Source organism: Bartonella sp. AS69XJJH (assembly GCF_042195585.1).
Classification (GTDB): Bacteria; Pseudomonadota; Alphaproteobacteria; order Rhizobiales; family Rhizobiaceae; genus Bartonella.
Window position 1 is genome coordinate 37,656 of record NZ_JBHIOO010000011.1, and the last position, 21,938, is coordinate 59,593.

Sequence of the window (21,938 nt, forward strand, 5' to 3'; positions counted from 1 at the left end):
TTTTATAAGGGATGTCTTAAAAATTTCGTTTTATGAAGGGAATTCTTTAAAGCAATGAAGACAACTTTTTTGAAAGGTTAAAGGGTGAATATAAGACAGGATTTCAAACAGGTTTCGTGGTTACAACAAAGAGATGTCCAAACACTTCTTCATGTTTTGTCTTTGGAGGGAGAGGAGGCGCGTATTGTAGGGGGGGCAGTGCGCAATCAACTGCTAGGGCAGCCTATTAGTGATATTGATATTGCAACAACTTGTTTGCCGCAACAGGTTATTGCACGTGTAGAAGACGCAGGATTTAAAGCTATTCCTACAGGGATTGCTTTTGGTACAATAACAGTAGTTGCTCATTCATGTTCTTATGAGGTTACAACGCTTCGCTGCGATATTGAAACAGATGGTCGTCATGCAAAAGTGGCATTTGGTCGTGATTGGAAAAAAGATGCTGAACGGCGAGATTTTACGATAAATGCGCTTTATTGTGATGCTGCTGGCAATCTTTATGATGATGTGGGAGGTTTGAGTGATATTGCTAGCCGAACAGTTCGTTTTATTGGGGTTGCAGAAGATCGTATTTGCGAAGATTATTTGCGTATTTTACGTTTTTTTCGCTTTTTTGCGTGGTATGGAGCAGGGCGACCTGATGTGCAAGGATTGAAGGCATGTGTTCGTCTAAAACACGGCTTAAAAAAACTTTCTTCTGAACGGATTTGGGCAGAAATGAAAAAGCTTCTTGCAGCGTTTGATCCAACGCGTGCTCTTTTATGGATGCGACAAAGCAGAATTTTGACACTCATTTTTCCTGAAACAGAAAGATGGGGTATTGATGCAATTCACGCATTGGTAAAGACAGAGCAGGCTCTTGGTTGGAATGTTGATCCATTGTTACGGCTAGAAAGCCTTCTTCCTCCTGACCTCATACGTCTTCATGAAATGGCTCAGCGCTTGCATTTTTCCCATAAAGAAACAACACGATTAAAAGAATGGGCAGAGTTAGAAATAATAAACCAAAATTGTTCTGATCATTTTGTGCAAAAACTGATTTATTTTCATGGACGACAGCCAGTTTTAGATCAATTATCGTTGTCTGTCGCTGCATCAAATCTCGATAATCTGGAAAAAAGTGATGCTTTGCAAAGAGCAGAGGATTATGTCAAGCTTCATCAGCTTGCCATAAAATGGCAGATTCCAACTTTTCCCATTAATGGTAACGATTTAATAAAGAAAGGTTTTGCTAAAGGCGTGCTTTTAGGAAAAAAGCTTAAAGAGTTAGAAATGATATGGGTTGAAAGCGGATTTTTAATGGATCGTCATGCATTATTAGAAAAAATTGATTTATAATATTTCTGTTTATATTTTTTAAGTCAACATATTAATTTATAATAATAATTCATTATTCTTCATGTGAAACAAGAGCTTCAAATATTGTAAGGTTATTTCAAACCTGTTCATATTACATTAATCAAAATTATTGCCTTACACGGTCACAAGTAGAGGAAATCGTGTGAGGAAAAATGATTACAGAGAGGAAAAATGTCTCTTAAGAACCATCTCAAAAATAAGGATTCTTGAAAGTGAGAACGGATAAGAGAATAATGATAGCGGTTTGCACCTTGTATGAGCATAAAAAGGGGGATGTCTAGTGGATTTTTACTATGAGGAGTATTTAATCATTTATAGGTGTGATATGAAATGGATGTGATGGGCACTAAGAAATGTTTATTTTATCAGCACTTGATTGTTGGAAAATGATAGGCGTTATACGCTCTAACTGTTCTTTATACATTGTATATTGTTTTTCGTGATAATTTATGGTTTTTTTAGGCATTCTGTAAATTATTATAAAAGTATTATTGAACTTTATGCGCTTTTAAACACTCAATATATTATATAAAAAAGGTTTTTTTAATTATTTAAAACCATATATCATGTATTTTTATCGTTCTATTAAATATTTTAATAGAATTGTTGTGTTTTTATAGATTACAGTTTCTTTCATGATAACCAATTTGGCGTAATGCTTCTCCTGTTGTTATGGCTACGCTCATGGCGAGATTTAGAGAGCGAGCCTGTGGTTGCATGGGAATTTTCAATGTGTAATCGGCCGCTTCATAAACATAATCGGGAACGCCAGCTGTTTCACGACCAAAAAGTAAAACATCATTTTTTTGATAGCATATCTGCGTATAGCATGTTTTTGCTTTTGTACTTAAAAGCAACAGGCGGCGGTCAAAGTGTTTCATGGAGCTTATAAAATGTTGCCAATCAATGTGCCGTTCTAAGGAAGCATATTCGAGATAATCCAATCCTGCGCGTTTGAGATTACGATCCGACAGATTAAAGCCTGCGGGTTCAATAATGTGCACATGTAAACCAAAGCAAGCGCTAAGACGTAAAATCGTTCCAGTGTTACCAGCAATATCAGGTTGGAAAAGAGCTATATGAATTGTCATGTTCTCTGTAATATGATTTTTCTTTCGACTTTGTAAAGAAGCACCATAATTTATTCAAAAAATATGCTTTGAGAAATACACGTTTTTTACGTTTAATTTTTATTCACTTTAAATTTCAGGGAAAAAGTTATGTACACAGCTTTGTTTAGGATAAGAGAGAATCTCTCTATTAGGGACTTCCTTTTATTGAGCGATCCATGAAATGGATTGGCTCATTATGTTGAAAAGTGGGATATTTAAAGAGGTTAGATCATTCATTTTAATGGAAATCAACAAAATATACTTTTTATGCAAAAGCAGAGGCGGAAAAATACTCATTCAACCAGTTGGAATTGAGGAAGGGAGAGATGCTGTAAATGTGTTAAAGAAATAACCGATAAGCTCAACTTATTTACTGAGCTCGGATCATAACAAGACTATCTTTCTTTAGAAGTATTTATTTACACGCTATCTTCGTTTTTCACAGGGAGGGGTAATTTTGATTGATTAATATGAATAGGTTTGAAATGAAAGAAATTGACGGTGTTTCAGGATTTCATTCACTCTGTAAAACGATGAATTATCATTATAAAACAGTTTGTTGTATAAAGCATACAAATGGCAGGAGTTTTTTACGGGGATGTTTTTATGGTTGAGGAAACTGAGTGATCAAGCATTGTACAATGGGAGAGGGTATGGTAGAAGAATGCTTTAGCAAAGTATCTCTTTAAGTTAAGTCCATGGGTGAGCAAACGAGGCGGGATTTTCTGTTTTTGGTAACAGCTGTTGCAGGAGCGGTTGGAATGGGAGCGGTTGCGTGGCCTTTTATCCGTCAGTTGCGTCCAGATGAAGCTGTTTTGGCATCTTCCTCTGTTGAGGTTGATCTTTCTGGTATTGAAGAGGGGATGTCGGTGACGGTAAAGTGGCGAGGACAGCCTGTTGTTATTCGAAATCGTACGACAAGAGAAATTGCTGATGCGCGCGCTACTGAATTGAGTGTTCTAAAAGATCGTCAAGCACGCAATCCTAATCTTGAAGGTGAAAAAGAAGCAACAGATTTTGCGCGTTCAGCAGGGAAAGGACGTGAAAATTGGCTTATTGTTATTAATCTTTGTACGCATCTAGGCTGTGTAACACTTGGGCAATCGGGTAAATTTGGAGGATGGTTGTGTCCCTGTCATGGGTCTGTTTATGATACCGCTGGAAGAGTGCGGTCAGGTCCAGCTAACTATAATTTGGCTATTCCACCTTACCAATTTCTTTCTGATACTTTGCTCAAAATAGGATAAGGTTATGGCAAGGTTTCCTCCTTATTGTCCTAAAAATGCTCTTGCTCGTTGGTTTGATAAGCGTTTTCCTCTTCTTCGTTTTTTTTATAATGTATTTGTCATCTTTCCTGTTCCGCGTAATCTTAATTACTTTTACACATTTGGCGGTATTTTGACCATTATGCTTTTATCACAGCTCTTGACTGGTATTGTCTTGGCTATGCATTATGTTCCAGATATTAATTTGGCTTTTGAAACTAGTGAACGATTTCGACGTGAAGGGCAGTTTGGTTGGCTTTTTCGTCCATGGCATTCTGTAGGCTCTTCGTTTTTTTTTATTGCTGTTTATATCCATTTGGCACGTGGACTTTATTATGGTTCTTATAAAAATATGCGAGAAATGGTGTGGATTACAGGTATTTTTATTTACATCATCATGATGGCAATAGCATTTTTTGGTTATGTGCTTGTTTGGGGGATGATGTCTATTTCAGCGGCTTCAGTGATTGCAGGGCTTTTAAAAACGATACCTTTGGTGGGGACATGGTTGCATGAGACCCTTCTGGGTGGTTATGGCGTAGGACAACCAACGTTGAATCGTTTTTATGTTTTCCATTATGTTTTATCATTTGTTTTGCTTCTTTTTGTGGGGCTGCATATTTGGGCAATCCACTGTGTTGGGCAAGGCAATCCAACGGGTCTTGCTATACAATCAGATAAGGAAACGGTTCCATTTTCGCCTTATGCGCTTATCAAAGATATGTTTGCTATTACTGTTTTTCTGATCTTCTTTGCCTGGTTTTTGTTTTATATGCCCGATTATATGGTGCAGGCTGAAAATTATAGCGTGGCAGATCCTTTAAAAGCACCTCTTCGTGTTGTCCCAGAATGGTATTTTTTGCCTTTTTATGCGATGTTTCGTGCTATAACTTTTGATATTGTTTTTTTCCCTTCAACTTTTGTTGGCTTTTTTTTATTCGTCAGTTCGATTTGTATTTTAATTTTTGTGCCATGGTTAGACCGCTCTAAAATATGTTCAGCAAGATATCGACCTGTTTATAAAATTTTCTTTTGGGCGTTGATTATTGATGTCGTTTTTCTTGGTTGGTTGGGGTCAAGAGAAATAAGTGACAAAATTCTTTTATGGACGCAATTGGCTACGGTTTATTATTTTATATTTTTTTTGGTTATTTTGCCGATTTTGCCAGCGTTTGAAAAAAATTGTTCTCTTCCTTCTTCAATTATGCAAGATTTAAAACAGAAAAAAAAGAGACTATGGTAAATGTTTTTGTCGGAATAATTGTTATCGTTGCTATGAGCTTTTCTGCTCAGAGTTTAGCGAGAGATGCCTCTGATCAGGGGGAGGGATTAACTTCTCTTCCTTTACGGATTCCTAAAAAACAAGAATGGAGTTTTTCAGGTCCATTTGGGCTTTATGATAAGGCGCAATTGAGGCGTGGATTAAAGGTTTATAAACAAGTTTGTTCCAGCTGTCATGGACTAAAGTATGTGGCTTTTCGCAATTTAAAAGCTCTTGGGTATGATCAAGAACAGATTAAAGCTTTGGCGGGGCAATATGAAGTGCGCGATGGTCCTAATCGAGAAGGAAATTTTTTAAAACGTGCTGGGGTTGCAGCAGATTATTTTCCTTCTCCCTTTGCACATGAAGAAGAAGCAAGATTTATTTTGAATAGTGCTTATCCTCCAGATTTGTCATTGATGGCACGTGCACGTGGGGTATCTTTGCCGTTTCCTGCTTTAATTACTGATGTATTGACTCATTATGACACAGCCGGTCCAGATTATATTACGGCTCTTTTAACAGGATATCAGAAGGCACCGAAGGAGATAAAAATTGCGAATGGTTATTGGTATAATCCTTATTTTATTGCCGGCAATTCTTTAACTATGGCTCCTCCTTTGAGTGATGGTATGGTTGCTTATGAAGATGGAACCCCAGAAATCATTGAACATTATGCGCGTGATGTTTCTGCTTTTTTGATGTGGGCTGCCGACCCTCATATGGAAATTCGTAAAAAAACCGGTTTTCGTGTTATTTTATTTTTAATCATTTTTGCAGGGCTTGTTTATATTTTAAAAAATCGTATTTGGTGTGGTTTAGAAGAAGAGTTAGAGAAAGAAATAAAAGACGAAATAAAGAGAAAAGGGTAAAGCGACAAGGCTTGAAAGAGTATAGAGTATAAAGAGCATAAGGAACAAATCTTTTTATGATGCATTGAGGTTTTGTAAAGTAAAAGCAAAGTAAAAACGGAGATGTTAAAATGAAAAAAATTGCATGTACTACTCTTATGTCAATTTTGATGGTTTCTAGTACTTACGCTCAGTCTTTTGAAGTGCCTTCAAAACCTGAAATGATCTCTTCGACGGGTATTGTACAGGTGGGGGTAGATAAGTCTGTGCGTTATGTGACACCTTTAGCAACGGATTTTGTTGCTTCCAGCCTTATAGGCGCCAATGTATATAATATAGAAGATGAAAATATTGGTGAAGTAAAAGATATTATTTTACGTGAAAATAATATTGCAGGGTTTGTTGTGGCTGTTGGTGGTTTTCTTGGCATAGGGGAGAGTTATGTGGTCGTTTCTCCAGAAACAATCCAGATGACAAATGATTATGGTAAATGGAAACTCATTACAAATGCGACAAAGGATTCTTTAAAGGACGCTCCAACATTTAAATACGAAGGGCGTTGGACGCGCTAATTTTATATTTCCATTCTTTAATGGATAAAACTGTTGCTATCATAATCATATGCTAGCAACGGTTTTTGTTCAAAAAACTCTTGGGAGTTTTTGCGACAAGATTCCAAGAAGCTATTAAAAAGCTTTCAAGATAAACTATTAAGACAGAGTGAAGATTTAAGTATTATGTTTAAATAACATGACATCGCCATCTTGCACAATGTATTCTTTTCCTTCATCGCGGGCTTTTCCTGCTTCTTTTGCACCGCTTTCTCCACCCAGAGCAATATAGTCATTGTAGCTGATGGTTTGGGCACGAATGAAACCACGCTCAAAATCTGAGTGAATAACGCCAGCTGCTTGGGGAGCTTTTGTACCACGCGTAATTGTCCATGCTCGTGTTTCCTTAGGCCCACAGGTGAAGTAAGTAATGAGATCAAGTAAATGGTAACCAGCGCGAATGAGGCGATTGAGACTCGGTTCAAAGAGTCCTAGAGCATTGAGATATTCTGATGCTTCAGCATCACTCAGTTGTGTGATTTCCGCTTCGATAGAAGCAGAAATGATAATGCTTTGTGCATTTTGCTCTGTTGCCATTTTTTCAACTGTTTGGGTAAAGCTATTTCCATGAGCGGCGTCATTTTCGCTTACATTACAAACATAAAGTACAGGCTTGGAGGTTAAAAGATTCAAACTTTTAAGAATGTAGTGTTCATCGGAAGAGATATCTTTGAGTAATAATCGGACAGGGTTTCCCTGTTGCAGTATGTTTAATGCTTTTTCCATAATGGGTAAAATTGTGAGAGCTTCTTTGTCTTTTCCGGTTGCTCGTTTACGGATTTGTATGATTCGTCTCTCAAGACTTTCAAGATCCGCAAGCATGAGTTCGGTTTCAACCGTTGTCGCATCACAAACGGGATCAATATGTCCCTCTACATGGGTAATATCTTCATTTTGAAAACAGCGTAAAACGTGGACAATGGCATCGACTTCGCGAATATTGGCTAAAAATTTGTTTCCTAAACCTTCGCCTTTTGAAGCTCCTCGTACAAGCCCCGCAATATCGACGAAGTTAATACGTGTAGGAATGATTTCTTTTGAACCAGCGATTGATGCAATTTTTTCCATTCGTAAATCTGGAACAGCAACTTCACCGGTATTGGGTTCAATGGTACAAAAAGGATAATTGGCAGCCTGTGCAGTGGCTGTTTTTGTCAATGCATTAAAAAGAGTTGATTTCCCAACATTAGGTAATCCGACAATACCGCATTTAAAGCCCATGAGAGTCTTTCTTTTCTTTTGATTTTATAGTTCAGATAAAGCTTCTTTTTTATAGCATATTTTCAGAAGAGTTATAGTCTTTGTATTGCGATAAGTGAGAAAAAAGTCTAAAGTAACAGGTAATCTTTTTTTTTACCTTAGTTTTTCTTATCTTAATGCTCTCCTTAGTTTCAAGGATAAGAAAACTTCAAATTAATGTTAATATTGTGCTAAGTTTTTCATGGTATGCAAATCTGCATAAATAATTAATCGGAGAAAATAGAAGAGTGTTATCTCGTTGTGCCTTTTTAATTGCAGCACTTTTAGCTTTGGCTGGATGTGCTACACATCAGTCAGATATGTCATCGGTTCCTTTTCAACAAGTTCGATACATTCCACCAGAAATACAGGCTTTGTACGGTCCTGTAACGAATGAGACTTATTCATTACCAGCTGTTGATCTTGCGAAAATTGATCCAAAGTTTTGGCGACAAGAAGTGATCTATTATACATCTTATCCACCTGGAACATTGGTTGTAGATACGCAAGAGTGTTTTCTTTACCTTATTGGTGAAAATGGAAAAGCTTTACGTTATGGGATTGGGGTCGGTAAGGAAGGTTTAGCATTTGAAGGTGAAGGGGTTATACAGCGCAAGCGTCGGTGGCCAAATTGGGCTCCTACTGCAGCTATGATGGCTCGAGAACCAGAACGTTATGGTCATCTTGGGAAAGGAATGCCACCAGGACCCGATAATCCATTAGGTGCGCGGGCACTTTATTTGTTCAAAAATGGGAAAGATACACTTTTCCGTATTCATGGCTCACACGAATCGTGGTCAATTGGGCGTGCTATTTCAAGTGGGTGTATTCGTCTGCTTAATCAAGATATTATTGATCTTTATGATCGTGTTCCCGTTGGTTCGCGTGTTGTGGTATTGCAAAACAATAGGAGTGTTCCTACAGCTTATAATCAACAATCAAATGGCTATGATCCGCTACAGTCGACCATTCAGCCAAATGATTTTTTTTAATTTGGGAGAGAAGATTGGAGAGAGCCGTTTGAATCTTTTGGTTTTCTGTTCAATCTTCTCTTTCTGTCAAAAGAGAAGATAAGCCTTTTTTTTTCAAAAGTGTACACAAGCTTGTATTCTTATTTCTATTTTTTAGCTTCTCACGTTGCTAATAGATATTTTGCCTTTGAGAAAGTTTATAAGAGGCATTTTTTTCTTTTTTCAAGAGTTCTTATCTATATGCTCCACATGACGGTGACACGCAAACCAATGGTTTTGATTGTTTTATTATCAACAGATTTGATATGAACCTTGTGATTTTGAAAATTTTTATTCAACGTTCAAAATAATTAATTGATTATAAATCGATACATTATAGAAGGATTCTATAAAGAGGAGCGGTTTTTTATTGTTTGTGAAACTTCATTCATAAAGAGGGATTTGTCATCTTTTATAAGGAGAGCGATATTTTTTGCAATTGCCTCTAAGAGAGGGGATAACCATTCTTGATCAGATTTGGTAAAATTCCCCAGAACATGCTGATGAACAAGTTCTTTGCTTCCAGGATGACCAATTCCTATGCGTATACGACAATAGTCAGTACCACAATGGGCATCAATAGACTTAATGCCATTATGCCCATTATTTCCTCCACCAATTTTTATACGAACTTTTCCTGGTGACAGGTCTAACTCATCATAAATGATGATCAAATTCTTCAGATCTAATTTATAAAATCGCAAAGCTTCACCAATAGCTTGACCAGAGAGATTCATGAAAGTTTGTGGTTTTATAAGAAAAATTTTCTCATTATTTATAAAACCATTGGAGATTTCTGCTTGAAACTTCTTCGACCATGGAGAAAAAGAGAAGGACTGATAAATGGCATCAACAGCCATAAAACCGATATTATGGCGGTTATTTTGATATTGTAAACCAGGATTGCCAAGACCAGCAATAAGCCACATGTGTATCTTCAGTCAAAGTATGAGTAAGGGTAATATCTCATAAATTAAGGCGGAAAAAATTTCCGCCTTTTGAGTTTTATGAAGTTTGCGTGTTCTCTTCATCATTTTCTTGTTCAGAAGTTTCATCGCTGACATCCATGCCAGCAGGAGCTGCAATGGTTGCAATGGTAAAGTCTCGATCTTGGATGATGGGAGTCACATCTTTTGGCAGTTGCACTGCTGAAATGTGAATAGAATCACCAATAGAGTAGCTGGAGAGATCAATTTCAATAGCTTCAGGAATAGCACTTGCTGGAGCAGTACATTCAATTTCGTGCCGGACAATATTGAGAACACCACCCTTTTTAAGTCCAGGTGCTGTATCTTCATTGAGGAAGTGGACAGGAATATTCACTTCTACAACGGATTTTGCTGAAATTCGTAAGAAATCTACATGGAGGGGAAAGTCACGCACGGGATCTAATTGATAATCTTTAGGCAAAACCATAATTTTTTGCTTGTCAAGAATAATCGTTGCAATGGTGGTACGAAAGCCACCGGCATGAATCTTGTAGAAAATTTCTTTATAGGGAACTGTTATTGCCAAGGGAGGTTGTTTTTCACCATAAATGACAGCAGGAATAAGACCGTTGCGGCGAAGTTCACGGGAGGACCCCTTACCAACCCGCTCGCGTTTTTCGGCCTTAAGAGTGTAGCTTTTGCTCATAATTTAAGTCCTTTTTACATGATTGGAGATCCTTCAAAAACAGTAATAGTTTTTGCATGGATATGAAGATATGCGCTAACCAACAGCGATCGCTCCATTCTGCGTTGCCTCCAAGGGTGTCTACGCAGAAGTTTGTTCTATAATTCAAACTATTCATAGATGCAAGAGTTGTGGGAAAAATCGATGATTTCTACCGTTAAAAAGGAGGAAATGTTACAAATTACGGTATGGATGGAGAATCAACCAATATGCGCTGGCGCTGATATGTTCAAAATCAAACACTGGAGATGTTATGAAGGTTGAGATTGCCTTGGGTGAGATATCAGAGAGTCGTGCTTTGCATAAATCGATGCCAGCACTTCTTGATCTGGAAGAATTATTGGCGACACGCCTTCTTGTACAAGGTAATTCCGGTTCAGGGAAATCACATCTTTTACGCCGTCTTTTGGAGCAAAGTGCTAAGTGGGTGCAGCATTGTGTAATTGATCCAGAAGGCGATTTTGTAACTTTGGCAGATAAATTTGGTCATGTTATTGTAGAGGCTCAACGTAGTGAATTAGAATTGACTCGTATTGCCCATCGCATTCGACAACATCGGGTTTCAGTGGTATTTAATCTTGAAGGTTTGGATACTGAACAACAGATGCGTGCTGTAGGAGCTTTCCTTGGGGCGCTGTTTGATGTGGAACGTGATTATTGGTATCCTATGCTTGTCGTTGTCGATGAAGCACAATTGTTTGCTCCAACTGCGGCAGGAGAGGTTTCTGATGAAGCACGTAAGATTTCTCTTAGTGCTATGACCAATCTTATGTGTCGAGGGCGTAAACGTGGTCTTGCTGGTGTTATTGCGACACAACGTTTGGCTAAGCTGGCCAAAAATGTTGCTGCTGAAGCTTCAAACTTTTTAATAGGGCGGACTTTTTTAGATATTGATATGGTGCGCGCTGCTGATCTTTTGGGAATGGAGCGTCGCCAAGCGGAAATGTTTAGAGATCTTGAGCGGGGAAATTTTATAGCTTTAGGTCCCGCTTTATCACGACGTCCCTTACCAATCATTATCGGTTCTGTTGAAACTTTGGCACGCTCTTCTAGCCCTAAATTAATGCCACTTCCAACAGAGCGGGATGATGTGCAGGAGCTCGTTTTTACTGCTTCACCAGAGGAAATTTTAACGCCATTTAAACAAACACGAGAGCCGATGAGGGAAAAATCAATGCACGAGATGTTAGAGGAGGTAGTGCATAAAAAACAAGAATTGTTGGAAGAAAACCCGAGTTTATTTCCTGAACTTTTTGATGTTGAGCGTGACGGCCAAGCAGAACATATTATTCGGGAAATTCTTGAGGATTCTGAGGCTTTTTATCGTTCAACAGCGGTGCTTTATCAAGATTTTTCAGTGCGTTGCCGTATCCATGGTATGTCAAAGGTTCCTTTTAATCTTTCACAATTTCGGCGCAAATTGGCTATTGCTCAGGCTTTTGTTGATGAACAAACGGCTGTCAGTGAACATTGGAAACATATTTTGCAGATATCAGAAAGTTTGGAAGAAGATGTTCAAGGAGTCTTCTTAAACGTGGCACAGGCCGCATTAGGGGGAAAGCCATGTCCATCCGATGCATTTTTAGCACGTCTTTATGGGACTCATTCTTTAAGCCGTGCACGCCGACTTTTAACCTACTTTGAAGAGCGTGGTCTTATTGTTATTCATACGCATTTTAGTGGTCAACGTATTGTCGCATTTCCTGATCTTGGTGTTGAAACAGCACCAGGAGATCCCAAGGAACCACTTTAACCAAATAAGCTGGAAACCGATTGTTCCGCTGCCGTCCTTGCTATTGCTTCTCCAATAAGGTCGGCAATAGGCAAAACACGAATATTATGGGTTTTCTCAATAGCTTGTGTTGGCATAATTGAATCTGTAATAACCAATTCTTTCATCTCTGAATTGCTAATTCGTTCGATTGCATTACCAGAAAGAACACCGTGCGTGATATAAGCCGTGACACTATTGGCACCATGTTTAAGCAGAGCACTTGCTGCATTGCATAAAGTTCCACCTGAATCAACAATATCATCAAGCAAAATGCAATCTTTTCCCGATACATCTCCAATGATATTCATAACTTCTGATTCACCGGGGCTTTCGCGACGTTTATCCACAATAGCGAGCAAACTGTTCAAGCGCTTGGCGAGCGCGCGCGCACGAACCACACCACCCACATCAGGTGAAACAACGATAACATTTTCAAGAGAATAATGCACTTTGACATCGCGAGAAATGACAGGAACAGCATAGAGATTATCCGTAGGGATATCAAAAAAACCTTGAATTTGTCCTGCATGAAGATCTAATGTTAAAACGCGATGAGCACCTGCTTCAGTAATCAGATTTGCAACAAGTTTTGCGGAAATGGGAGTCCGTGGTCCTGGTTTTCTATCTTGGCGGGCATAGCCAAAATAGGGTATTACCGCTGTGATGCGACGCGCAGAAGAACGACGAAGGGCATCAATCATGATGAGTAATTCCATCAAATGATCATTTGCGGGATAGGATGTAGATTGCAAAACAAAAACATCTTGACCACGTACATTTTCATGCAGTTCTACGAAAATTTCTTGATCAGCAAAACGCTTTACAGTTGCTTTGCCTAAGGGGATGTTCAAATAATTTGCAACATCTTCAGCTAGGCGTGGATTAGAATTTCCGCAGAAAAGTTTCATAGTAGAACCTCTGAATCATTATGGTGGGAATGCGACACGGTTTTTAATTTCTTTTTATTAAATTGCAAGAGAACAATTACAAAAGCCTTACAATTTTATCGATTATTATTAAAGAGCTATGCGGTATGTTTTCTCTTTTTCCAAAAGTTTGTTACTTTTAGAGCAAAGTTTTTTCTCCATGCGGCAAAAAAATACATATTGATTAAGCTTTTTGGTTATTACTTTATAAAAAATACTTTCAATATTGGGAATGTTTCATATTGAAGATGAATAAAGGGGAGTAGTAATAAGGAGTATCATCTTGCCTTCAATCATTATAACTAAACATTGAAAATGATTCAGAGAAAAAGCTACCATATTTTATGGGCTGGTAGATGATTTCGTGAAAAAATCAAAGTACAATGGGATGTATTTTTACATTTGGATAAAAAGTTTATTTTTGCAGTTTTGGTATGGTTTTAAAGCATAAAAGGGCTCATCTTTTGTTTTTCAGCATAATAGCAGAAATTTGCCGTCCGTAATCAGGTTCGTTGCGGTGTATTGCACGGCGATAGGAGAAAAAACGCGGTTCATCTTGATAGGTACAAAGCTCTACACAAGAAGCATTAACGCCTGATTCTTTGAGTTGATCTATAATGAATGCCCATAAATTAAAGTAAAAGTGATTTATTTTGTCTGTTTTTATAAAATATTTTTGGTATTTGCTGTGGCAATCAATAAATTGGTCGTAAAATTCACTTGTTACTTCATAGTGACAAGGAGCAATACAAGGTCCAAGGGCTGCTGTTATTGATTGCCTTTTGGCTCCTTGTTTTTCCATAACAGAAATTGTTTTCTCGATAATTCCATTTAAGCTTCCACGCCAGCCGGCATGAGTTGCAGCGATGACTCCAGCTTGTGGATCAGCAAAAAGAATGGGGCCACAATCTGCTGTAAGAACCCCAATTACAAGATCTTTTGTAGTCGTAACGAGAGCATCGGCTTTAGGAGGGGAGCCGATAAAAGCTTTATCAACGATAACGACTTCACAAGAGTGTATTTGATTGACAGTGACTAAATTTTGTACCTCAACATTAAAATAATGAGCAACCAAAGTGCGGTTTTGTGCAATATGTTCAGGGTGATCATTTGAGCTTTGGCCAACATTAAGGCTTTGGTAAAGACTTTTTGAAACACCACCTTGACGCGTAAAAAAACCATGTTTTATCCCATGGGTGTGTAAAGTGGAAAGATTTTTTGCAAGAATGGGATGAGGGATAGATTGCATAAAAGTTCCTTATGGGGGTATTTGAAGTGGTGGAGATTGTTATATTTGTCAATGAATATTTCAGATAATGATGTGCATATTAATAAAAGCGCCGATCATCAAAATTGGGGAGGTATGGAGATGTTTTTATCACTGAAGTGTAAAACTTTAAATAATTTTCCCATTTGATCTGGACCAGCGAGCCGTTCGATGTCTTGGCGGATTTTGTCTTGTAGTGTAGAACTTTTACCAATTCCAAGCTGTTTTGCGCGTTCCAGCAGCCCCATTTTTAAAAGAAATTCTCCTTGCTCGAAGATTTCAGCAAAACAACCTTGTTCAAGAGCTATGTTTTTTAAAAAAGAAAAATCAACATGGGATGTTAAATCATGTTCCCCAGGGGCATCAAAAACATCACGAAATCTATGTTTTGACAGTGCTTGCAAGGTATCACCAAAGGCAAGTTCACAAGCACCATAGTCGATAAGTAAAGCAGAACCTGTCACTTGCACTAAATGGTGGCTGATTTGTTGCATGAATTGATGCCGTAAGGGGGCATGTTCAAAAATTGTTCCGTCAGGCACTTTAGAACAATAGGTTTGTAGACAAGAAGAGGGAAGTTTATGTGAGGTAGAAACAAAGATGAAATCTCCATTTTGATTGACTGTAATGCAGCGCTCTCTCCATTCTCCATTGACTTTAATATATTGGTTGATAGGGAGTGTATCGAGAAATTCATTAGCAATGAGGAAGAGTGGTTTTGAAGGAATTTGATTAAAATTTTCAACGCTGTGGATTTGTTTTTGATAAGAGCAAAGGCGCTTTTTTTGTTCTTTTGCGAGTTTTTTGCTTATTTCGATCAGAAAAATTTCAGCAGCATTAAATGCTGTCGTGGATAATTTTTGAATGGTACGCAAAACATCATCCATGAGAGTTCCACGTCCTGGACCTATTTCAGCGAGGATAAAAGGGTGAGGACAACCATGAGCATTCCAGCTTGCGAGAGTCCAAATGCCAATCATCTCTCCAAATAATTGGCTTATTTCAGGTGCTGTAATGAAATCACCAGCACGTCCAAAAGGTGTTTGTGTTTGATAATAACCAAATTGAGGGTCTGTAAGTGCCAACGTCATATATTGGCTAACAGTGATCGGTCCATTAAGGGCAATAATTTCTTTAATTCTTTCTTTTAGATTGACCATTTTCTGTCGATTTATATTTAAAGGCGTGGAGAAGAAGATAAAACCCTAAAAGAAGCATGGGAAGAGATAAAGCCATGCCATAGGTAAAACCAGTAGAATGGAAAAGAGTCGAAAACCATTCCGGATCTTCTTGAGGCGCACGGTAAACTTCAGAAATGCTGCGTGCTATTGCGTAGCCTATAATAAATGTTCCCGCAACAGCTCCAGGGCGTTTTAATGCTTTGAACCCCAAAATAAGAAGGCAAAGGATGATGAAGAGAAGAAATCCTTCCATGAATGCTTCGTAAAGCTGGCTTGGATGGCGCGGTAGATAATGAGGATCGAGAGGAAAACAAACCGCCCAAGGACGTGTAGTAATATTGCCCCATAACTCTTGGTTGATGAAGTTGCAAATTCGTACAATGCCGATACCAATAGGAGCACCTGCAGCAATGATATCAAACATGGCTCGTATGTTAATATGATTTTTACGAGCAAACCAAATCATAGCAATGATAATACCAATAAGTCCGCCATGAAAGGACATTCCCCCATCCCATACGGCAATGATAGCACTTGGATGGTTAAGATAGTAAATTGGATCCCATACAAGAACTTGTCCTAAACGCCCTCCGACAACAACACTTATAGCAGACCAGACAACAAAATCTCCGATCTTTTCTTTATCCATAGGAGGGCGGTCTCTATACCATAGAGATGTTTTTTTTAATAATTTTTGCGCATACCACCAAGCAAAAAGAATACCCACCACGTAACCGAGTCCATACCAATGAAGTGCTATGGGACCTAGCTGGATAATGACAGGATCAAGAAAAGACGGAAAAGCAATGGCTGGACAAGACAGATTGTTCATGAGTTAAGCATTTTACATTATACGAGATGAATATGAAGTGACTCTGGTAGTCAGAAATGACAGATGAATGCACAATGGTCAAGTCAGTAGGGAGGCTAGTCAGAAAGGGGGATAGATTTCCACTGGTTTATCGCGGTAAAAAATATGGTGATAAAAGAAATATTAAAAAATCTTAAACAAAACCGTCATGAAAAATCGGTACAGTGTGTAAAATTATAGGGTAAAAGGAACAAATTACAGTATCTAAATGTTATGAGAATACGCTATAATGCGTGCGTCAATAATTAAAATTTAAGGAAAAATGTTATGCGTAATGGATCAAATCGTATTCTTGATGAATTAGCAAAATTAGCAACAGATGCTGCTGACGTCGCGCAAGGTATACGACGTGAAGCTGGAACAGCTTTTCGTGTGCAGGCTGAAAAGATAGCAAACAAACTTGATCTTGTTTCTCGCGAAGAGTTTGAGACTTTTAAGGAGATGGTGCTGAAAATCCATGCTGATAATGCTGATTTGAAAAGGCGCCTTGATGATTTAGAAAAAGATGATTGAAAAAGAACGCAGACACAAAAAAGTACAATAGGTTCTTAAAAAAGAATTTTCAAAGAAATATCCCCAAGTTTTCAATATGATGCGTGAAACTAAAAAATGCTTAATCTTGAGTCTGTTAGAGCGGAGCATTTGTTTATTTTTTATTTTTTTTTTGGGTAAAATACATTTTTTTGAATCAGGGGGGCTGGCGCTATGAAATTGTATCAATACACTGAAAAGACTTGATGATTCGTTTTATGACTATCAGGTTGCCCTAAACAGCGCGATTGTGTTCTGGGTGTTTGTGTACAGTCGATGTTTTTATGTGTATTTTGTTTGGTGTAAAGGTTCTGATTGTAGCAAAATATTGTTACAGTTTAGACGGTTTATATTCTGTTGACAATGTTTTAAGATGATTGAGGATTGTGATGAGGCTTGCATTTTGCGCCACAGAAAGAAAAGAGCACCCTGTTGACTTTATTGAACAGATTGCTTGCGAATATGATTGGTCATTTGAGCGGGATGCGCAAGATGAAATTAGCGTTTGTGTGGAAGGAAAACGCGCAAACTATCGTCTTGCTTTTTCATGGATGGAAGAGCATGAAGCACTTCATTTGGCTTGTTCGTTTGATCTCTCTATTAAGAATGCTCGAACAGCTGAAATACAGCGCTTATTGCTAGCAATTAATGAAAAGTTGTTGTTGGGACATTTTGATTACTGGCAAGGGAATAATTCAGTTATTTATCGGCAGGGTCTTCTTTTGGCTGGTGGGATGCATCCATCTCATATACAGGTTGAAACATTGTTGATACATGCACTTAAAGTCTGTGAAAGCCATTATGTTGCATTTCAGATGGTTGCTTTGTCGGGAGAAAGTGCTTACAAGGCACTGCAGTATACTTTGTTTGAAACTGTAGGGAATGCCTAAAATATACAGTCTGTTATTTTTACAGACGGTTTGCTGAAATATTGCTCATAGGGGGATATCAAGAATAGCGCGTAACCCCCCGAGTGGGCTCTCATCTAATTGTATATTACCACCATGGCTGCGTGCTATGTCTTGAGCAATAGAAAGACCAAGTCCTGTTCCACTTGCATCTTGATTTCGCGCTTTATCAAGTCGAAAGAATGGCTTAAAAACTTCTGTGCGCATATTTGCATGAATTCCAGGTCCATTATCATCGATGATCAATATAAAAGATTCTTGTTGAGAGTTAGCTGTTAGTTTAACGGTCGTGCCGTAACAAAATGCATTTGATACAAGATTGCTGACCAAGCGTGTGAAAGCACGGGGACGTACTTGTATTTCTGTAGGACCTTCAATGGTGTAAGAAAATTGACGTTTGTGGAGATGAGCATCGGCGGAGAATTTTTGCATAAGAGCATTTAAATCAAAAGTCTTGACACTTTCACTTCCTTCACCACGAGCAAAAGCAAGATAATCTTCTAACATATTTTGCATGTCACTTACATCTTGCTCAAGCGGTTTAATATCAAAGTCAGTATTTACTAATGCTAGCTGAAGTTTAAAACGTGTAAGAATGGTTCTTAAATCGTGACTTACCCCTGAGAGCATCATGGTACGTTGTTCAATTTGGCGTTCAATACGTTCACGCATGCGTACAAAAGCGATGCCTGCACGACGAACTTCTTCAGCTCCTTGTGGTTGAAATCCTTTTGGTAAAGGACGACCGCGTCCAAAGCTTTCTGCTGCTTCAGCCAATTGTTGAATCGGTTTGATTTGATTGCGCAAAAAGTAAATTGCTATCAGCAATAAAACAAGAGCTGTTCCTACCATCCAGCTTAAAAAAATAGCAGTATTGGAAGCGTAGGCTTGGCTGCGTGGAGCAAAGACGCGTAAGATGTTGTGACCAAGGTGGATACGGATTTCAACAAGATCAGAATCTCCTACGGTATCGATCCAGAAGGGACGGTTAATTTGGCGGGTGATTTCTTCACTTAAAAAATAGTCAAGAATTGCAAAAAATGGCTTAGGTCCAGGAGGGGGTAAGGAAGTAGGAGATAGAATAGAAATGTTTAATCCCATGCGTTGTTGTGCAATACGCTTAATATCTTCATAGTTATCTTGTTGTGGATATGTTTCAAGAATATCAATAATGGCTGAAATATCATGCACGACAGCCGTTGAAAGACGCTCGGTTACCATTTGCCAATGGCGTTCCATAAAGACATAAGCAATGACCGTTTGCAGAAGTACCATGGGCGCGATAATAATGATTAAAGAGCGAGCATAAAGCCGTTTAGGCATTTTTTTTGTTAACCATCGAAGAAAAAATCTTAAAGGTTTGATCATTCTGGTGCCTATTCAATAGAGAGTTTATACCCTATTCCTCGCACGGTTTGGAGCCATATAGGCAGAGCTGGGTTTTTTTCGATCTTACGACGAAGGCGGTTGATCTGCACATCAATGGCACGTTCACTTATATTACTGTCATCGGTCGCGAATTTATGGCGCGGAATTGTATCGCCTGCATTTTCGGCAAAAATGACCATCATTTCTTGTTCTTTATCTGTTAATTTAATAATTTCTCCTCCTTTTTTGAGTTCGCGTCGTGAAATTGAAAATATATAAGGACCAAAAACGATTTGCTCAATTTTAGGCTGGTTCGATAGCAAACCACGTCGTAAAATGGCGTTGATGCGAAGGAGAAGTTCACGAGGGTCAAACGGCTTAGCCAGATAATCATCTGCCCCTGCTTCTAATCCACGGATACGATTATCTATTTCTGATAAAGCTGTTAGCATTAAAATAGGAACATCTTTTGTTTGGCGGAATGAATGAGTAAGATCAATACCGTTTTCTCCAGGCATCATGACATCAACAATAAGAAGATCAAAATCTAAACTTGCCAACAGTCGTCTTGCTTCATTAGCATTGGCTGAAACTGAAACACGAAATCCATTTTTAATGAGAAACTGAAATAAAAGATTGCGAATACGTGTATCGTCATCAATCACAAGAAGGTGAGGTGCGTCATCACACAAAACTTGAACGTGATTGGTCATTCTTAAAAACCTTGACAAAAATTTAGTTTACATAAAATGCAAGTTTACATAAGTTGTATAAAGCTGTCGAGCAGCACCTTTATCTTAAAGGAGAGAAAGTTCTATTTATAAATTTAAAAAAGTGACTTTTGAAAAGGATATTATGGGTAGTCTTAATATACATATTATTCCAGTTACGACATTCCAACAAAATTGCACTTTGCTTTTTGATAGTGAGTGTAAAACGGGGGTTCTCGTTGATCCTGGTGGTGATTGGCCGCGGATTCAAGACATAATCGAAAAGAATGGTGTTATCGTTGAAGCTATTTGGATAACACATGGTCATTTTGATCATGTGGGAGCAGCAATGCAAGTGAAAGAAGCGCTTAATGTAAAAATTATCGGTTCACATCGCGATGATAAGCCTGTGATGGATGCCGTGAGCGACAGTGCAAAAAATTACGGCATCATTGATGCTTGCAACTGTATTCCTGACCAATGGTTAGAAGATGGTGAGTGCGTTCATTTTTCTGGACATGTATTTAAGGTTTTTCACACCCCAGGACATTCCCCTGGTCATGTTATTTATTTCAATGAAAAAGAGCGTTTAGCCATCTTGGGTGATGTGCTCTTTCGCGGTTCTATTGGACGCACTGATTTCCCCTTCTGTTCTCATGAAAAATTGATGCAATCTCTGCGAGAAAAAGTTTTGCCCTTAGGCGATGATGTTTGTTTTATCTGTGGGCATGGGCCCAAAAGTAGCATAGGCTATGAGCGCCAACATAATCCTTTTCTTCAAGATTTTAATATATGAGCAAACAAAAAAACGCTTTGAAGCGTTTTTTTGCCATGTAAGATTTTTTTAGTAGGACGGAATAGAAGTTAATTTATTGGGGCATAACAAACGTGTTCCAAACCATTGCGGTCTCGAAAAGTTCCTGTTTTAGCGTTGAAGGAACGGTATTTTTTCTTGCAATAGTTAAGCCAATCAGATTCTGATGATTGCTGGAGTGGCTCATATTCCACCGTTTGCTGCACTTGATATATCCTTTGATTTTGCGGAACTTCTCGATAAATCACCTGATTTTGTGGTACTATTTGATAAACCACTTGTGGCTGTTCTGGTTTTTGTAAAACTGTACCAAGAATCGTACCTGCTGCAAGACCAAGAATACCCACTGCTAAACCATCTCCTGAGTTGTCTATATGAATATTACTGCGTTTTGTCTTTTTGCGCTCAATGTGATGATATGTTTTGTTTGCAACATGATAATAATAATGATGATGATGATGATGTTGTTGTTGTTGTTGTTCCGTCTTATTATGTTCGGCTACAAACCTTTCATGTTTGGCTTTAAAACTTTTTCTGTCGTCATCAAAACGCTTTTGGAAATCATCAACAAACTTTTGGAAATCATCAGAATGACAGACATTTTTGCTATCAGAACAATGGGAGCGAGACGAACTGGAACGCCAGATATCATCAATTTCCTTATCAATTTCCCTTGTTGCATCATATCTTTCTTTACGCATCTTCCTCATCATATCATCTATTTCTCTCGAGATAGAGTTACTATGATACCATGTCATATCCGCAAGCGTTGCATTTAGCGATATCAAAACGGTTGCCGTTGACATTGCTGATAATACCGCTAACCTGATCATCTTTTTCATCATGATGCTCCTTGTGTAAATTCATATTTTTCACATCCTACACGTTTCAAACTGAATAGAGCCTGAACAATTTTAGACTTTATTGTGACAAGAAAAATAAAAATTCATTTAGTTAAACCTATTGCAGATAAAGTAAAATAAAATCATGACAGAATTTTTATTTCAATTAATGTACTCTGCTTGAGGTTAATTAATAAGTTTGTATTGAAAGTACATGATTTTTTACTATAGGTTATAAACTCTTTATTTAGGGATACTTTTTGTATCACTTGATACAATATGAATTGAACAATAGATGTATGAATAAAAGTTATCATTTTTTATCATAGGCTTATGATACTATGATAAAGTCTTGTTTTACTTT

The 21,938-nt window shown here is 38.1% G+C and carries 21 protein-coding genes; 10 read left to right on the forward strand and 11 right to left on the reverse strand.

The window, feature by feature from the left end; all coding sequences use genetic code 11:
- Nucleotides 1–84 precede the first annotated feature (84 nt).
- Complete coding sequence (locus tag ACFIK6_RS06400; protein WP_375642248.1) at nt 85–1,338, forward strand: CCA tRNA nucleotidyltransferase; 1,254 nt, start codon at nt 85–87, stop codon at nt 1,336–1,338.
- Between the two features lie 635 nt (nt 1,339–1,973).
- Here the strand turns inward: ACFIK6_RS06400 and ACFIK6_RS06405 are convergent.
- Nucleotides 1,974–2,450, reverse strand: a complete 477-nt coding sequence (locus tag ACFIK6_RS06405; protein ID WP_375642247.1) for a tRNA (cytidine(34)-2'-O)-methyltransferase — start codon at nt 2,448–2,450, stop codon at nt 1,974–1,976.
- A gap of 719 nt (nt 2,451–3,169) precedes the next feature.
- Here ACFIK6_RS06405 and petA point away from each other — a divergent pair.
- The 4 genes from petA to ACFIK6_RS06425 all read left to right on the forward strand — a co-directional run bounded on the left by petA (nt 3,170) and on the right by ACFIK6_RS06425 (nt 6,420).
- Nucleotides 3,170–3,718, forward strand: a complete 549-nt coding sequence (gene petA, locus ACFIK6_RS06410; RefSeq protein ID WP_375642246.1) for a ubiquinol-cytochrome c reductase iron-sulfur subunit — start codon at nt 3,170–3,172, stop codon at nt 3,716–3,718.
- Nucleotides 3,719–3,722: 4 nt separating this feature from the next.
- A complete protein-coding gene (locus ACFIK6_RS06415) occupies nt 3,723–4,979 on the forward strand; it encodes a cytochrome bc complex cytochrome b subunit (RefSeq protein WP_375642245.1) in 1,257 nt (418 codons plus the stop codon).
- Nucleotides 4,973–5,869 (forward strand): cytochrome c1, encoded by an 897-nt coding sequence (locus ACFIK6_RS06420; RefSeq protein WP_375642244.1) that lies wholly within the window; start codon nt 4,973–4,975, stop codon nt 5,867–5,869. The genes ACFIK6_RS06415 and ACFIK6_RS06420 overlap by 7 nt, the downstream gene beginning before the upstream one ends.
- A gap of 110 nt (nt 5,870–5,979) precedes the next feature.
- Nucleotides 5,980–6,420: a PRC-barrel domain-containing protein gene (locus tag ACFIK6_RS06425; protein WP_012754882.1), complete on the forward strand. Its 441-nt coding sequence runs from the start codon at nt 5,980–5,982 to the stop codon at nt 6,418–6,420.
- A gap of 156 nt (nt 6,421–6,576) precedes the next feature.
- On the opposite strand, the gene ychF is transcribed toward ACFIK6_RS06425, so the two are convergent.
- Nucleotides 6,577–7,680, reverse strand: a complete 1,104-nt coding sequence (gene ychF / locus ACFIK6_RS06430) for a redox-regulated ATPase YchF (protein WP_375642243.1) — start codon at nt 7,678–7,680, stop codon at nt 6,577–6,579.
- A 266-nt stretch (nt 7,681–7,946) separates the two neighbouring features.
- Here ychF and ACFIK6_RS06435 point away from each other — a divergent pair, with 266 nt between their 5' ends.
- Nucleotides 7,947–8,690 (forward strand): L,D-transpeptidase, encoded by a 744-nt coding sequence (locus tag ACFIK6_RS06435; RefSeq protein WP_375642242.1) that lies wholly within the window; start codon nt 7,947–7,949, stop codon nt 8,688–8,690.
- Between the two features lie 365 nt (nt 8,691–9,055).
- Here ACFIK6_RS06435 and pth read toward each other — a convergent pair whose 3' ends face one another.
- Both pth and ACFIK6_RS06445 read right to left on the reverse strand, forming a co-directional pair.
- Nucleotides 9,056–9,637, reverse strand: a complete 582-nt coding sequence (pth, locus tag ACFIK6_RS06440; RefSeq protein WP_375642241.1) for an aminoacyl-tRNA hydrolase — start codon at nt 9,635–9,637, stop codon at nt 9,056–9,058.
- Nucleotides 9,638–9,713: 76 nt separating this feature from the next.
- Entirely contained in the window at nt 9,714–10,343 is a 630-nt protein-coding gene (locus ACFIK6_RS06445; RefSeq protein ID WP_375642240.1) for a 50S ribosomal protein L25/general stress protein Ctc, read from the reverse strand.
- Between the two features lie 292 nt (nt 10,344–10,635).
- Between ACFIK6_RS06445 and ACFIK6_RS06450 the strand changes: the two genes are divergently transcribed.
- Nucleotides 10,636–12,135, forward strand: a complete 1,500-nt coding sequence (locus ACFIK6_RS06450) for a helicase HerA domain-containing protein (RefSeq protein ID WP_375642239.1) — start codon at nt 10,636–10,638, stop codon at nt 12,133–12,135.
- Here the strand turns inward: ACFIK6_RS06450 and ACFIK6_RS06455 are convergent.
- The 4 genes from ACFIK6_RS06455 to lgt form a co-directional block, all read right to left on the reverse strand.
- Nucleotides 12,132–13,064, reverse strand: coding sequence for a ribose-phosphate pyrophosphokinase (locus tag ACFIK6_RS06455; protein WP_375642238.1), 933 nt, complete (start codon nt 13,062–13,064; stop codon nt 12,132–12,134). The genes ACFIK6_RS06450 and ACFIK6_RS06455 overlap by 4 nt on opposite strands.
- A 475-nt stretch (nt 13,065–13,539) precedes the next feature.
- Nucleotides 13,540–14,331 carry a peptidoglycan editing factor PgeF gene (pgeF, locus tag ACFIK6_RS06460; RefSeq protein ID WP_375642237.1) on the reverse strand — a complete coding sequence of 264 codons (792 nt, stop codon included), beginning with the start codon at nt 14,329–14,331 and terminating at the stop codon, nt 13,540–13,542.
- Nucleotides 14,332–14,429: 98 nt separating this feature from the next.
- Nucleotides 14,430–15,509, reverse strand: coding sequence for a class I SAM-dependent methyltransferase (locus ACFIK6_RS06465; RefSeq protein WP_375642236.1), 1,080 nt, complete (start codon nt 15,507–15,509; stop codon nt 14,430–14,432).
- Nucleotides 15,484–16,362, reverse strand: coding sequence for a prolipoprotein diacylglyceryl transferase (lgt, locus tag ACFIK6_RS06470; RefSeq protein WP_375642235.1), 879 nt, complete (start codon nt 16,360–16,362; stop codon nt 15,484–15,486). Before lgt ends, ACFIK6_RS06465 begins: the two co-directional genes overlap by 26 nt.
- 306 nt (nt 16,363–16,668) lie before the next feature.
- Between lgt and ACFIK6_RS06475 the strand changes: the two genes are divergently transcribed.
- Both ACFIK6_RS06475 and ACFIK6_RS06480 read left to right on the forward strand, forming a co-directional pair.
- Nucleotides 16,669–16,914, forward strand: a complete 246-nt coding sequence (locus tag ACFIK6_RS06475) for an accessory factor UbiK family protein (RefSeq protein ID WP_273724124.1) — start codon at nt 16,669–16,671, stop codon at nt 16,912–16,914.
- 407 nt (nt 16,915–17,321) lie between these two features.
- Entirely contained in the window at nt 17,322–17,822 is a 501-nt protein-coding gene (locus ACFIK6_RS06480) for a YbjN domain-containing protein (protein ID WP_375642234.1), read from the forward strand.
- Nucleotides 17,823–17,867: 45 nt separating this feature from the next.
- Here the strand turns inward: ACFIK6_RS06480 and ACFIK6_RS06485 are convergent, their stop codons facing one another.
- The gene (locus ACFIK6_RS06485) at nt 17,868–19,208 is read right to left on the reverse strand and encodes an ATP-binding protein (RefSeq protein WP_375642233.1); all 1,341 of its coding nucleotides are present in this window, start codon (nt 19,206–19,208) and stop codon (nt 17,868–17,870) included.
- A gap of 8 nt (nt 19,209–19,216) precedes the next feature.
- The gene (locus ACFIK6_RS06490; RefSeq protein ID WP_375642232.1) at nt 19,217–19,921 is read right to left on the reverse strand and encodes a response regulator; all 705 of its coding nucleotides are present in this window, start codon (nt 19,919–19,921) and stop codon (nt 19,217–19,219) included.
- A gap of 142 nt (nt 19,922–20,063) precedes the next feature.
- Here ACFIK6_RS06490 and ACFIK6_RS06495 point away from each other — a divergent pair, with 142 nt between their 5' ends.
- Entirely contained in the window at nt 20,064–20,714 is a 651-nt protein-coding gene (locus tag ACFIK6_RS06495) for an MBL fold metallo-hydrolase (RefSeq protein ID WP_375642231.1), read from the forward strand.
- A gap of 68 nt (nt 20,715–20,782) precedes the next feature.
- Here the strand turns inward: ACFIK6_RS06495 and ACFIK6_RS06500 are convergent, their stop codons facing one another.
- Nucleotides 20,783–21,574, reverse strand: a complete 792-nt coding sequence (locus ACFIK6_RS06500; RefSeq protein WP_375677475.1) for a BA14K family protein — start codon at nt 21,572–21,574, stop codon at nt 20,783–20,785.
- Between the last annotated feature and the right edge of the window lie 364 nt (nt 21,575–21,938).